Below are 13,223 nucleotides of genomic sequence, written 5' to 3'. Positions count from 1 at the left end.
ATCACAATTATATCTTTTAAATATCCAAATATACTCAAAATAGCTCAGGTCTATAAATAATAATTTATACTATTTTATCAATAGGATAAAAACATTATCAGTCAATAACGTCATAATAAACCAAAAATGAGACTACAATCTCATTTTACAATCAATCGCAATGATACTATAGTCTCATTATGATGAAAAATTCAACGCTCGTTTTACTCTGAAAGGGTTTGTATATGAAAAAACATCCGGGTTTTATTTATATTGTAACGACGCTTGACACTAAAAGTGCTGAACTATTTTATGTTAGTGAATTAATCAAAAACGCCGGATTGGCGGTACGTACTGTTGACCTGACAACACAACTAACGCAATTAGAAAAAAACGCAGATATCAGCGCACACACTGTCGCAAGTTTTCATCCACTTGGTACTGAGGCCGTTTTCTGTGGTGACCGCGGTAAAGCCATTGAAGCTATGGCACACGCTTTCAGCCTTTATCTTGCTGCACAAACAGATGTTGCCGCTATTCTTGGTTTAGGTGGTTCGGGTGGAACCGCACTCATTACACCCGCCATGCAAGTATTGCCCGTAGGTATTCCAAAATTAATGGTTTCCACAATGGCATCAGGGGATATTTCTGGTTATATCGGCGCGAGTGATATTTCGATGATGTACTCCGTCACTGATGTATCAGGTTTGAATATCATTTCCCGCAAAGTATTAAAAAATGCTGCCAATCAAATAGCAGGAGCTGTTTGGTTTGACGACGAAGAACAACCACATGACTTAAAACCAGCAATTGCACTAACCATGTTCGGAGTAACGACCCCATGCGTACAGCAGCTCACAACAGAGTTAGAGGCGCAATATGACTGTCTAGTCTTCCATGCGACAGGCAGTGGTGGCAAAGCCATGGAAAAACTGATTGATAGCCAGTTATTACATTCTGTTTTAGATATTACAACCACCGAAGTATGTGATTATTTATTTGGTGGGGTATTAGCTTGTGATGAAGACCGTTTTGGTGCCATTGAACGCACTCAAACCCCTTGCGTGATGTCTTGTGGAGCTCTCGATATGGTGAATTTCGGCCGCCCTTCGACTGTGCCCGAACACTACCAAAATCGCTTATTTTATCATCACAACGCTCAAGTCACTTTAATGAGAACGACCAAAGAAGAAAATCAGCAAATGGGTCGTTGGATTGCAGAAAAATTAAATCGTTGTAATGGTGAAGTGCGCTTTATCATCCCAACAGCAGGCTTTTCAGCATTAGATGTTGATGGTGCTCCATTTTGGGATCCTATCGCAGATCAAGCCTTCATTGATGCTTTAACAGCAAATTTAATAATAACAGAGAAAAGACAACTTATTTTGAGTCCTTATCATATTAACTCCACAGAGTTTTGTGACCAGGTTATTCAGCTTCACCAGGAAATTTTGAACAAATAATAGAGGTTAACTATGAAACATAACCGCGCAGATTTATTAAAAAAATTTAGAGACATGATTGCTCGGGGAGAACCAATCATCGGTGGTGGCGCAGGAACAGGGCTATCTGCTAAATGTGAAGAAGCGGGCGGTATCGATTTAATCGTTATCTATAACTCAGGCCGTTACCGCATGGCAGGTAGAGGTTCACTTGCAGGCTTATTAGCCTATGGCAATGCGAATGAAATCGTTATGGATATGGCAAAAGAGGTTTTACCCGTAGTAAAACATACTCCTGTCCTTGCGGGTGTGAATGGAACAGACCCATTCTGCCAATTCGATAAATTCCTTGATGATATCAAAGCAACAGGTTTTGCAGGAGTACAAAATTTCCCTACCGTCGGCTTAATTGATGGCAATTTCCGCGCCAATTTAGAAGAAACAGGAATGGGCTATGGGTTAGAAGTTGAGATGATCCGTCTCGCTCATGAGAAAGATTTGCTCACTACGCCTTACGTTTTTAGCGCTGAAGATGCCATTGCGATGACTAAAGCTGGTGCCGACATTATTGTGCCACATATGGGGCTAACGACTGGGGGGAATATTGGAGCAGAAACCGCCCTGACGCTCAAAGATTGCGTTCCACTAATCAATGAATGGGCAAAAGCGGCAAAATCAGTACGCGAAGATGTGATTGTTCTGTGCCACGGTGGCCCAATAGCCACCCCTGAAGATGCTGAATATATTTTAGCCAACTGCCCTGATTGCCATGGTTTCTATGGTGCCAGCTCAATGGAACGTTTACCAACAGAAGTGGCATTAACCGCCACCACACAAAAATTTAAATCAATTACACGTTAGTTTTTTTACTTTATATTTTGCCAACACCAGGCGCCTACTTCGGTAGGCGTTTTTTTATCTTTCTAGCCACGAAAGTTACTTCCCTTTTTCTGGTAAATAGAATGCCCTTTGCATAAGAAATGTGTTAGACAAGCCATAAATATAGGCATACCAAAGTAGAGCACGCCAAAGGCAAAAGCCACATGGGGTTTCTCCGGGAATTCACCACCGCTAGAAATACTCGAATAATAGTCAATCGATCTTAAATATTCAGGCGTTAATCCGCCATAAGGCACGAGGAAAGATAAAATTAACACCGAGAAAATACAGAACATAAAATTGAGTGCCATTAATGCTGAATAGCCCATATTTTCTGAACGTTCTTGCTCTGTTCGGCTGGTTAAACCAAAAAGCATTCGATTGGCAACAGTGGCACTGTATAAATATAAAATTAATGGGGAATCACCTAATACTGACATATTGATGGCCAGTGCAAAAAGACCATAGAAAAGAGCAAATAACGTTAATACTCGCCAATCACGAAATACCGCCATAAAGACGCCCGAGTGAACTAAAATAAATTCAAAAATCAGGATCAACGTCAGGTTATAAATAATTTCTACCGTATAGTATTCAGGAAAAAACCATACAGATAGAATAAAACCAACATAAAACAATGAAAAACCGTAGTTTATTATTTTAGAAAAAGCACGAATAATACTGAAAGAATGCGGGTTCTCCTTCACACTTTTTACTGAAGATTGTTCTGGGAAAAAACCTTGGTTTTTATCTTTCCCATTCCTTGGTGGTTTTACCATTAGCTCACTCCATCTCACCAATATCACTTTATTAATAAGCTACTTGATCACACAAAAAATAAACAGTGGCTAAAGTCTGAATGGCAGGTTCAAAGCGAGGTAAAGTGTAAGAAATATCGACAAGATGGCATGAACGAATAAATGTCATGCCACAGATAGATTAAATTTAATTAAACCAGTTTGGCGATCAGCGTATCTAAATCACCTTGTAAGAAATTCACTGGTGGAATTTCAATCACTGTATATGCGCCTGCTGCTTGTTTCATCGTCGCTCGTGCGGCAGAAACCATAAATTGAGAAGTCAGTGCAGGGTTATTAATGCGCATTGAATATTCGAACAACTGGTTATGTGTTGCCCCTGAAACCCCTTTATGAGTCATGTGCACACCGTGCCCAACATCTTTTAATGCATCAATGCTATCCACCTGACGAATATGTGTTTCATCAGAAGAAAAGTAGCTGTCTGCTTTAATCGCTTGAGCCACCTCATCGAACTTAGCGCCACCGTCTAATTCAACATAAACCATACGACGATGAACCCCTGTTCCTAATGGAATTGTGACAGAAAGGGCATCTTTTACGCCATTGATAGCTTTAGCGGCCACACTGTGTCCCATACTCATCCCTGGACCAAAATTCGTATAAGTTACCCCTTTTGGTGCCATTGCTAGCATCAATGTACGCATAATCGAATCCGAGCCAGGATCCCATCCGGCAGAAACAACCGCCACGCTATTATGCTGTCTCGCAACGTCATCTAAGCTGTGTTTTAGCGCCACAATATCTGAATGCACGTCAAAACTATCAACAGTATTAATACCGAGGCTCAAAACTTTAGCTGCTAATGGGCCGATAGCACGCGTTGGTGAACACAAGAGTGCAACATCAACTTTCCCAAGTTTTTCAATATCATCAACCACTTTATATCCAGAAAGCTCAGCAGGAATATCTTGCGTATTGCGACGAACTACCCCGACTAACTCAAAATCCTCAGCGGCCAGAACAGCTTCTAGTGCATAGCGACCAATGTTACCGTAGCCCACTATTGCTGCTTTAATTTTTGTCATTTTTGCTCCTATACAGTTCTGATGTTGCTCATTAAATTATTTATAGCGAAATTGAATTTAACAGAATAATTAAAAGTAAACAAAACATTAGCCTAATTAAATCAGACGCATTTTAACCCTATTTTCATTGTTGAAATCCATGTAGAATTAGCCCATCAGAAAGCTTTCCCTATCATTCATGAATATATAAAGGTTCTCAATGCATCAATCCGATGTGACTGAGCGGTCACTCTTTTCGCTCAGCTGGCCAATTTTTATCGATATTTTTCTTCATTTGGCCACATTATTAATTAATACCTACATGGTTAGTCACGTGTCTACAGCCTACCTTGCTGCTATGGGGGTGGGAAACCAAGTGTTTGACCTATTTATCACTATTTTTAACTTTATCAGTGTGGGGTGTAGCGTTGTTATAGCCCAATACCTAGGGGCAGGCCGCCGAGAAAAAGCCAGCCAAGCGATTCATATTTCAATCGCGTTTAACTTTATTCTTGGTTTTTCCAGCGCATTAGTTGCGTTATTTTTTGGCTATAGCATTCTAACTATTATGAATATGCCATCGCATTTAATGGCTGATGGTTATACTTATTTACGTATTCTAGGGATTTGTTTAATCCCTGAAGCGATTTCAATTATTTTAGCGGCATGCTTGCGGGTTTATGGTAAAGCGCAACCCGCAATGTGGGTCACATTAATCGCTAATGTGATTACAGTATTTGGTAATATCATTGTGCTTTATGGTTTCTTCGGCTTACCACAATACGGCCTTGAAGGCGTTGCTTGGTCAACAGTCGTTGGGCGTATTGTTGCCGTTATTTTACTTTTCTGCCTACTGTTTTATGGGCTGAGAATTAAATTTGTCCCAATGATGTTAATACACTGGTCACGGAAAATGTTGGGTAAGATTTTACATATTGGATTACCCTCTGCGGGGGAAAATCTTGTGTGGATCCTCCATTTTATGACCGCATCTGCGTTTATCGGTCTCATGGGGGAAACGCCTCTTGCGGCACAAACGCTCTATTTCCAATTGTCATTGTTTATCATGCTGTTCGGGATCTCTATCAGTATTGGTAATGAAATTATGGTTGGCCACCTTGTTGGAGCAAAACGCTTTGAAGATGCCTTTAGGCGCGGTGTAAAAAGCCTTAAAATGGGTTTTTACGTAACAATTGGTGTCGTTATTGCCTTTTGGTTATTCCGTGATCCTATCTTAAATAATATTACTGATGACCAAGGTATTATTAAGGTACTGCTGCCATTATTTTTACTTTCGGTGTTCTTAGAGCCCGGCAGAACAATTAATATCGTGATGGTAAATGCCTTGCGTGCCTCTGGCGATGCTCGCTTTCCTCTGTGTACCGCTATTATTTTTATGTGGGGCGTCGCTATCCCATTAGGCTACTTCTTAGGCATAAAAATGGAGATGGGCCTCTTAGGTATTTGGTTAGGTTTCTTTGCTGATGAATGGTTGCGCGGCTTAACCAATGCATGGCGCTGGCGTTCACGTAAGTGGCAAAGTAAGCGTCTTGATGTAGAAAGCTAATCTGTTCAGTTATCACTCAGTCCTGCCGAATATTATAGGCAGGACTTTTGTGACTAAGCTCAAAGTTAGAAATTTTTCATTTTTATAATTCAAATTAGAGATAATATTTCTCTCCACTCTCTTTAAATCCCCTAACTTAGTGAAGTTTTTCTCCAGACTGTTGTTTAAAATAATAAAATCAAAAAAGATTTTATTAAGGGGACTTGCCATGCATGCTCAATCACAACCACTACTTTGGCAATATTTTATCAACGCAGTAAAGCAAGAAGTAAAGCCTGCCTTAGGTTGTACTGAGCCAATTTCATTGGCATATGCTGCCGCCAAAGCGGCTTCATTTCTTAATGGCAAAGTGACCCGAGTCTGTGCTTTCGTTTCCCCTAACCTCATGAAAAATGGTATGGGCGTAACCGTACCCGGAACAGGAATGGTTGGTCTACCCATTGCTGCAGCCCTTGGTGCAGTTGGCGGTGATGCTGAAGCAGGTTTAGAAGTATTAAAATCAGCATCTGAGGATGCCATTGCATTAAGTAAAACCATGTTAGCACAAGGGGCTATTACCGTTGATATTAAGCACCCTTGCGACGATGTTATCTACTCCGAAGCCACGGTATATACCCAAACAGAATCCGCAACCGTCATCATTGCGGGGTCACATACGAATATTGTTAAAATTATTCATAACAATCACACCGTATTTGATGCCACAACGGCTCAACCTCACCATGAATCTCCAGTTGACTGTGCAGCTGACATCCCACTACCGCCAGTCACTGCTAAATCTGTTTATCAATTTGCCACCGAAGCGCCTTTAGAGGATATTCGTTTTATTCTTGAAGCCGCGCATTTAAACGAAGCCTTATCTCAAGAAGGTTTACGCAATGTTTATGGCTTACATATCGGCAAAACATTACAAACCCAGCGAGACCGTGGTTTGCTTTCAAAAGACTTAATGTCAGAAATTATGATCCGTACCTCCGCGGCTTCTGATGCGCGCATGGGAGGGGCTGTATTGCCCGCAATGAGTAATTCAGGGTCAGGTAACCAAGGTATTGCAGCAACCATGCCGGTAGTTGTCACTGCAGATTATTTGCAATCTTCTGAAGAGCAACTGGCTCGAGCCTTAATGTTGTCACACTTAATGGCTATTTATATTCACAACCAGCTTCCTGCGTTATCGGCACTATGTGCTGCGACAACAGCAGCTATGGGGGCTGCTGCAGGCATCGCTTGGTTACTAGAATCCCGCTATGAAGTCGTCGCAATGGCAATTTCCAGTATGATTGGTGATGTTAGTGGTATGATTTGTGATGGTGCATCAAACAGTTGTGCAATGAAGGTGTCAACCAGTGCGAGTGCCGCTTATAAAGCCGTGCTAATGGCATTAGATAATAGCTGTGTCAGAGGGTCGGATGGTATTGTTTCTGATGATGTCGACCAGTCCATTGCCAATTTATGTTCTTTAGCTGCGGGTTCTATGAGACATACTGACGTGCAGATTATTGAAATTATGGCCGCTAAAGCGCGCCCTTAACGCCGCAGTGTTGTTAGCTACATTCGCCAACCCTAGTTACATATTTTGTATGCACCTAGGGGTTGGCTTTTTGCCGCCTTGCTACGCCGCTAATTCTTCGCCCTTAACGCCGTAGCGTTGTTAGCTGCATTCGCCAACCCTAGTCACATACTTGTGTATGCTCCTAGGGATTGGCTCTTTTGCCGCCTTGCTACGCCGCTAATGACTTTGAATTTCTTTTCTTGAAATTCTTTTTTTTGAAATTCTTTTTTTTTGAATTGTTCTATTTTGAATTAACTTCTAGGGCTGCGAATTTTTCGCGGATCATCTCTTCTGGTAGGTCAATACCAATAAACACTAATACACTGCGGCGTTGTTCATCAACTTCCCAGTCTCTATCCCAATCCGCACTATAAAGACGCTGAACACCTTGGAATAATAAGCGTTTTGGCTCATTCACAATGGAAAGGATCCCTTTATAGCGCAGTAAATTATCTGCAAAGCCAAGTAATAATTCTTCCATTACCTGAGAAACCGCCATCAGTTCAACAGGGTAATTAAATTCGAGAACAATCGAGCCTACTTCATTTTGTTGTTTAGGGGCGAAACGGAATGTCGGTTGTTTAACATTTAATTGTGAATCCAATAAAAAACCGTCGATATCTAATAACATACTCAGGTCAATATCACCGTGAATGACTGAGTAAATCGGCGCCCTTGCATTAATTCGTTGTAAACGTTCAATTAAAGCTTCATTATTTGGCTCAATATCGGTTTTGGTCAATAAAATACGGTCTGCATAGCCAATTTGCGCTTGAGCAATGGCGAAATCATTTAATTGTTTATCAGCGTGAACAGCATCCACTAAGGTAATAATCCCATCTAATACATAACGTTCGCAGAGGACTTCATGGGAAAAAAAGGTTTGAGTGATCGGCCCGGGATCTGCCATGCCAGTGCATTCAATGAGCAGACGGTCAAAGTCTAATTTTCCACTATCAAGGCCATCTAATAGATCTAATAAGGCATTTTCTAATTCATTCGAACGGCTACAACAAATACATCCATTACTTAATGTAGTAATTTGTGTCGCACGATCACCAATTATTGCGTTATCAATGGGGACTTCACCGAACTCATTTTCAATCACTGCGATTTTATGACCATGCTCAGCATGAAGAATATGGCTAAGGAGAGTCGTTTTACCTGCACCGAGAAAACCGGTTAAAATTGTTACGCTAATAGGTTTCATTATTGCCCTCACACTTCATTGATTAACAGCAGCGAAATCCGCCTTTACCACTACCACCATACCGTGCATCTTGTCTTTCGCGAAAAAATTCTTTATATGTCATCACAGGTTTGTCTGGATGGTTATCACTCATATGCTGCACATAAGTATCATAATCAGGAATACCAATTAACATACGTGCGGCTTGCCCGAGGTATTTTCCTGTTTTGCCGAGATTTCCAAACATCAGCCTCTCCAATACAAATGCCCTACATCATGAGCACATAATGTAGGGCGACCTTTCATTTATTGAGCACCTTTCGATGTTCAAATCCGTTGAAGGGTGACTTAATGTGAAGATGAAACTTTCACGCCCTCTTTAGGTACAGGAACATAAGGTGTTTCTTTGTCTGTACGCTCTGGGTTTTTGTGTGCTTTCATCCCAACGCGGATACCGTAGAAAATGATACCGTAAACAACCACTAAGAATAGAATACTCAGCCCAGCGTTGGTGTAGTTATTAATAATAATGTGATTCATATTAGTAATTTCTTGTGCAGTTAACTCTGCACCACCTGCCGCAATCTTATCTTTATAAGATTTCGCTAAGTATAGGAACCCTTCCAGTTGTGGGTTATCACTGAATAATTTCAGTCCTAATGCCCAAGTTGTACAGATTAATAGCCATACTGCAGGTAAGACAGTCACCATAATGTATTTACTGCGTTTCATCTTAATCAATACAACTGTACTTAAGACTAAAGCAACCGCTGCTAACATTTGGTTCGAGATACCGAACAGAGGCCATAAGCTCTTAACACCGCCCAGTGGGTCAACAACGCCTTGATACAATAAGTAACCCCATAACCCAACACATCCCGCTGTACCGATGATACCCGCAACCAGTGAATCGGTTTTCTTCAAGAACGGAACAAAGTTACCTAATAAATCTTGCAGCATAAAGCGACCAGAACGGGTTCCTGCATCCAATGCGGTTAAGATAAACAGCGCTTCAAACAGAATACCAAAGTGATACCAGAAGCCCATATTTGCCGCAGGCATGATTTCATGGAAGACATACGCAATACCTACCGCTAATGTCGGTGCACCACCTGCACGGTTTAACACCGACGGCTCACCAATATCTTTCGCTGTTTGCATGATTTGCTCAGGTGAAATCACAAAGCCCCATGAACTCACTGTAGCGGCTGCATGAACAGACACATCTTTGAGCTGAGCCATGATAGCTGCGCCATCTGGACCACCCAGTTCATGTAAGTTAGGCATAGTAATACCCAACGCTGCCGGTGGTGTATTCATTGCAAAATACAAGCCTGGTTCGATAATAGAAGCCGCTACCAGTGCCATAATCGCAACAAATGACTCCATTAACATTGCACCATAACCGATGTAACGCGCATCTTTTTCGTTTGCTAATAACTTAGGTGTTGTCCCTGAAGAAATAAGCGCATGGAAACCGGATACCGCACCACAAGCGATGGTAATAAATAAGAATGGGAATAGAGTACCTTTCCAAACAGGACCGGAGCCATCAACAAATTGGGTGACAGCTGGCATTTTTAATTCAGGGTTTAGAATAACGATACCAATCGCTAAACCAACAATAACCCCAATTTTCAGGAAGGTCGCTAAATAGTCACGAGGCGCTAAAATTAACCATACAGGTAATAATGCTGAAACAAACGCATAACCGACTAACGCATAAGTGATCGTCGTGTCTTTGAATGTCAGTGCTGGGCCCCAGTATGGGTCATGAGCAATCACACCACCAAACCAAATGGAAGCAACTAACAGAACAATACCGATAACAGAAACTTCACCTACGCGCCCCGGCCGGATATATCGCATATATATCCCCATAAACAATGCGATAGGCACTGTTGAAACAACGGTAAAGACACCCCATGGGCTTTCTGCCAAGGCTTTCACCACAATCAATGCTAATACAGCAAGGATAATGATCATGATTAGGAAGCACCCAAAGAGCGCCAGCGTTCCCGGAATCGGGCCAAGCTCCTCTTTAACAATTTCCCCTAATGATGCACCATTACGGCGTGATGAAATAAATAACACCATGAAATCTTGCACCGCACCGGCTAACACAACCCCAGCTAGTAACCATAAGGTACCGGGTAAATAGCCTACTTGCGCCGCAAGAACGGGTCCGACTAATGGCCCAGCCCCTGCAATAGCGGCAAAGTGGTGACCAAATAGAACATTTTTATTTGTCGGAACATAGTTTAAACCATCATTATTAATGACGGCTGGGGTCGCACGTGTTTCGTCCAGCTTCATCACTTTCTTAGCAATATATAAGCTGTAATAACGATATGCGATGAGATACACCGCCACAGAAGCGACGACAATCCACAGCGCACTAATGTGCTCACCGCGTCTGAGTGCAACAACCCCTAAACAGACTGCACCGATTATCCCGAGGATCATCCACGGAATGTGCTTTAAAATACCATTTTTGTTCATAGAACACCCTTCTGAGGTAAAACGAACATGCCATTGATTTTGTATTAACCATCTTAAAAAACGATATCGCTGTGTTTTCGTTGCTTATCATTTATCGTTGATGGTTTTTTAATTGGCAGTGGTTGAACTGTATTGAATTAAAAAATTGAGCTCTGCCATGGTGTATATGGTATGAAATTACACTCAGCAAATGACTAAAGTTATGCTAAGTGGTGCCATATAGAATTAAGCGGTTTGTTTTTTACTTTAAATGGTTTTAAGGAAGGGAATATGAGGTCAAAAATGTGATCCACATAACGATTCTGATTTGTTTTCAATAAGTTAAAAAATGTAACTCATATGAATAAAATGAAGTTTATTGTAAACAAATTTCACTAATAACGTGAAATCTCAAAGTTAGGTTATCTAAAGCTTTATAATATCTATGTGCTATTGGCGTGTAATTGTTGTCCATTTACCACCAACCCACCAACTATGTTCACCATCTGTTTGCGTTTCACATCCGATACCGACTTTCGCTTTCCCTGCTTCAAAGGGATACGCGCAATCATAAATTGCATCAACCACGATTTCCCCAGTAATTGCGTCTGCAAAACCAATTTTATTTTCTTTGCGAATTCGATATACCCCGTCTTGCGCTTCATCAGGCCAATTATCAAAATAGTAAAGTTGGTAAATCTCTTGTCCTTTTTGGTCAAAAACAGCTAAGCCTTTATTCGATGATTTACCTAAACAATACTTAAATGAAGATTGTTGCTCAAAACACTCGATTTTATCTTTTTCGTTCTCTACCCATAAACTGAATTGTTGTTCAAGATTTTGCGCTGTTGATAAAAAAGATATTAATCCTAATGACATTAAACCAACTACATAATGAATCATCATAACTTTCCTTATTCTACTTTTATGCCTACTAAGTGATAAGACGCTAAGCTCATCAACTTTGCTCTATTAAATACTCGCTTAATTAAAGATAGCGGATATCTATTTCAGTGAAACTAGGAATAAAGGTAAATAAAGTCTTATATGAAGATAATCTCAAAGTTAAAATTAAAGTATACAAGCGCTCACTCACTTAGAGTCATTGAGCGCAAAATTCATCAAGATCAACCAGAAACACACACTGTATTCGCGGTTTTCTTAGCCATATCTAATGCATTTTCAATAGAATCCGCAATCGCCAAAGCCACACCTAACCGACGAGTTCCTGCAATTTCAGGTTTACCAAATAACCGTAATTGGGTGTCAGACCCCAAAGCAGCACCAATATTTGAAAAAACCACATTTTGGCTTTGTAAATTAGGTAAAATAACCGCTGAAGCACTCGGCCCATATTGGCGGATCACGCCAATTGGGAAACCAAGAAATGCACGAACATGTAATGCAAATTCAGATAAACTCTGCGAAATAAGCGTCACCATCCCCGTATCATGGGGACGAGGCGAAACCTCATTAAAAATGATATCGTCACCACATACGAATAATTCAACACCAAATATTCCATAACCTCCTAGAGAGGTTACAATTTTCTTGGCAATGTCTTGCGCTTTTTTCAACGCAGCCTCACTCATGTACTGCGGCTGCCAAGACTCACGGTAATCCCCTTTTTCTTGTCGGTGACCTATAGGCGCACAAAAGTGAATACCATCCACCGCACTGACTGTTAACAATGTAATTTCAAAATCAAAATTAACCATTTTTTCAACAATTACACGCCCCTGCCCTGCTCGCCCACCTTGCTGCGAATAATCCCAAGCCTGATCTAATTCTGCTCGAGAGCGGATCACACTTTGTCCCTTTCCTGATGAACTCATCACAGGCTTAACAATACAGGGAAACCCAATTTTTTCTGCCGCTGCAATAAAATCGGGGTTACTGTCTACAAATTGGTACTCTGATGTTGGCAATTTCAACTCTTCTGCCGCTAAACGACGGATCCCTTCTCTATCCATAGTAAGTACAATGGCTTTCGCAGACGGAACCACTTTTTGTCCTTGCTGTTCAAGCTCCATCAATACCTGTGTCGCAATTGCTTCAATTTCAGGCACGATAATATCAGGTTTTTCCCGTGAGACTATTTGTTTCAGCGCTTCGCCATCAAGCATGTTTATCGTATAACTGCGGTGTGCAATATGCATCGCTGGCGCATTATCATAGCGATCAACCGCAATAACTTCGATGCCCAATCGTTGACATTCAATCGCAACTTCTTTGCCTAACTCTCCAGCACCTAACAGCATGACTTTTGTTGCAGATTTACACAGCGCAGTACCTAATTGATTCATGAT

Annotated in this window: 11 protein-coding genes; 4 read left to right on the top strand and 7 right to left on the bottom strand. The window is 41.1% G+C overall.

The annotated features are described in order from the left end of the window. Nucleotides 1-224: 224 nt before the first annotated feature. Entirely contained in the window at nt 225-1,442 is a 1,218-nt protein-coding gene (locus PZ638_RS04965) for a Tm-1-like ATP-binding domain-containing protein (protein ID WP_272674728.1), read from the top strand. A gap of 12 nt (nt 1,443-1,454) precedes the next feature. Continuing rightward, entirely contained in the window at nt 1,455-2,282 is an 828-nt protein-coding gene (locus PZ638_RS04960) for a phosphoenolpyruvate hydrolase family protein (RefSeq protein ID WP_004260569.1), read from the top strand. A 62-nt stretch (nt 2,283-2,344) separates the two neighbouring features. Here PZ638_RS04960 and PZ638_RS04955 read toward each other — a convergent pair whose 3' ends face one another. Further along, on the bottom strand, nt 2,345-3,079 hold the full coding sequence (locus PZ638_RS04955) for a hypothetical protein (protein WP_004260570.1): 735 nt from the start codon (nt 3,077-3,079) through the stop codon (nt 2,345-2,347). A 170-nt stretch (nt 3,080-3,249) separates the two neighbouring features. Then, on the bottom strand, nt 3,250-4,146 hold the full coding sequence (locus PZ638_RS04950; RefSeq protein WP_144140766.1) for a diaminopimelate dehydrogenase: 897 nt from the start codon (nt 4,144-4,146) through the stop codon (nt 3,250-3,252). 199 nt (nt 4,147-4,345) lie between these two features. On the opposite strand from PZ638_RS04950, the gene PZ638_RS04945 reads away from it, so the two are divergent. Together PZ638_RS04945 and PZ638_RS04940 are read left to right on the top strand one after the other, a co-directional pair. Beyond that, nucleotides 4,346-5,692: an MATE family efflux transporter gene (locus tag PZ638_RS04945; protein ID WP_144140768.1), complete on the top strand. Its 1,347-nt coding sequence runs from the start codon at nt 4,346-4,348 to the stop codon at nt 5,690-5,692. A 208-nt stretch (nt 5,693-5,900) separates the two neighbouring features. Further along, complete coding sequence (locus PZ638_RS04940) at nt 5,901-7,223, top strand: L-cysteine desulfidase family protein (protein ID WP_004260581.1); 1,323 nt, start codon at nt 5,901-5,903, stop codon at nt 7,221-7,223. Nucleotides 7,224-7,485: 262 nt separating this feature from the next. Here PZ638_RS04940 and yjiA read toward each other — a convergent pair whose 3' ends face one another. The 5 genes from yjiA to purT all read right to left on the bottom strand — a co-directional run bounded on the left by yjiA (nt 7,486) and on the right by purT (nt 13,220). Continuing rightward, entirely contained in the window at nt 7,486-8,454 is a 969-nt protein-coding gene (gene yjiA, locus PZ638_RS04935) for a GTPase (RefSeq protein WP_181488499.1), read from the bottom strand. A 22-nt stretch (nt 8,455-8,476) separates the two neighbouring features. Beyond that, on the bottom strand, nt 8,477-8,680 hold the full coding sequence (locus tag PZ638_RS04930) for a YbdD/YjiX family protein (RefSeq protein ID WP_004260586.1): 204 nt from the start codon (nt 8,678-8,680) through the stop codon (nt 8,477-8,479). 101 nt (nt 8,681-8,781) lie between these two features. Then, on the bottom strand, nt 8,782-10,935 hold the full coding sequence (locus tag PZ638_RS04925) for a carbon starvation CstA family protein (RefSeq protein WP_004260588.1): 2,154 nt from the start codon (nt 10,933-10,935) through the stop codon (nt 8,782-8,784). Between the two features lie 429 nt (nt 10,936-11,364). After that, nucleotides 11,365-11,820 (bottom strand): hypothetical protein, encoded by a 456-nt coding sequence (locus PZ638_RS04920; protein ID WP_004260591.1) that lies wholly within the window; start codon nt 11,818-11,820, stop codon nt 11,365-11,367. Nucleotides 11,821-12,041: 221 nt separating this feature from the next. Next, a complete protein-coding gene (gene purT / locus PZ638_RS04915) occupies nt 12,042-13,220 on the bottom strand; it encodes a formate-dependent phosphoribosylglycinamide formyltransferase (protein ID WP_004260593.1) in 1,179 nt (392 codons plus the stop codon). Nucleotides 13,221-13,223 lie beyond the last annotated feature (3 nt).

The organism is Providencia hangzhouensis (assembly GCF_029193595.2).
Classification (GTDB): domain Bacteria; phylum Pseudomonadota; class Gammaproteobacteria; order Enterobacterales; family Enterobacteriaceae; genus Providencia; species Providencia hangzhouensis.
The sequence above is the reverse complement of the archived record's forward strand: the minus strand, read 5'-3'. Positions and strand labels throughout refer to the sequence as shown.

Bases quoted from the DNA above. Each gene is read 5' to 3' on its own strand.
- PZ638_RS04965 (WP_272674728.1), top strand. From the start codon at position 225: ATGAAAAAACATCCGGGTTTTATTTATATTGTAACGACGCTTGACACT.
- PZ638_RS04960 (WP_004260569.1), top strand. From the start codon at position 1,455: ATGAAACATAACCGCGCAGATTTATTAAAAAAATTTAGAGACATGATT.
- PZ638_RS04955 (WP_004260570.1), bottom strand. From the start codon at position 3,079: ATGGTAAAACCACCAAGGAATGGGAAAGATAAAAACCAAGGTTTTTTC.
- PZ638_RS04950 (WP_144140766.1), bottom strand. From the start codon at position 4,146: ATGACAAAAATTAAAGCAGCAATAGTGGGCTACGGTAACATTGGTCGC.
- PZ638_RS04945 (WP_144140768.1), top strand. From the start codon at position 4,346: ATGCATCAATCCGATGTGACTGAGCGGTCACTCTTTTCGCTCAGCTGG.
- PZ638_RS04940 (WP_004260581.1), top strand. From the start codon at position 5,901: ATGCATGCTCAATCACAACCACTACTTTGGCAATATTTTATCAACGCA.
- yjiA (WP_181488499.1), bottom strand. From the start codon at position 8,454: ATGAAACCTATTAGCGTAACAATTTTAACCGGTTTTCTCGGTGCAGGT.
- PZ638_RS04930 (WP_004260586.1), bottom strand. From the start codon at position 8,680: ATGTTTGGAAATCTCGGCAAAACAGGAAAATACCTCGGGCAAGCCGCA.
- PZ638_RS04925 (WP_004260588.1), bottom strand. From the start codon at position 10,935: ATGAACAAAAATGGTATTTTAAAGCACATTCCGTGGATGATCCTCGGG.
- PZ638_RS04920 (WP_004260591.1), bottom strand. From the start codon at position 11,820: ATGATGATTCATTATGTAGTTGGTTTAATGTCATTAGGATTAATATCT.
- purT (WP_004260593.1), bottom strand. From the start codon at position 13,220: ATGAATCAATTAGGTACTGCGCTGTGTAAATCTGCAACAAAAGTCATG.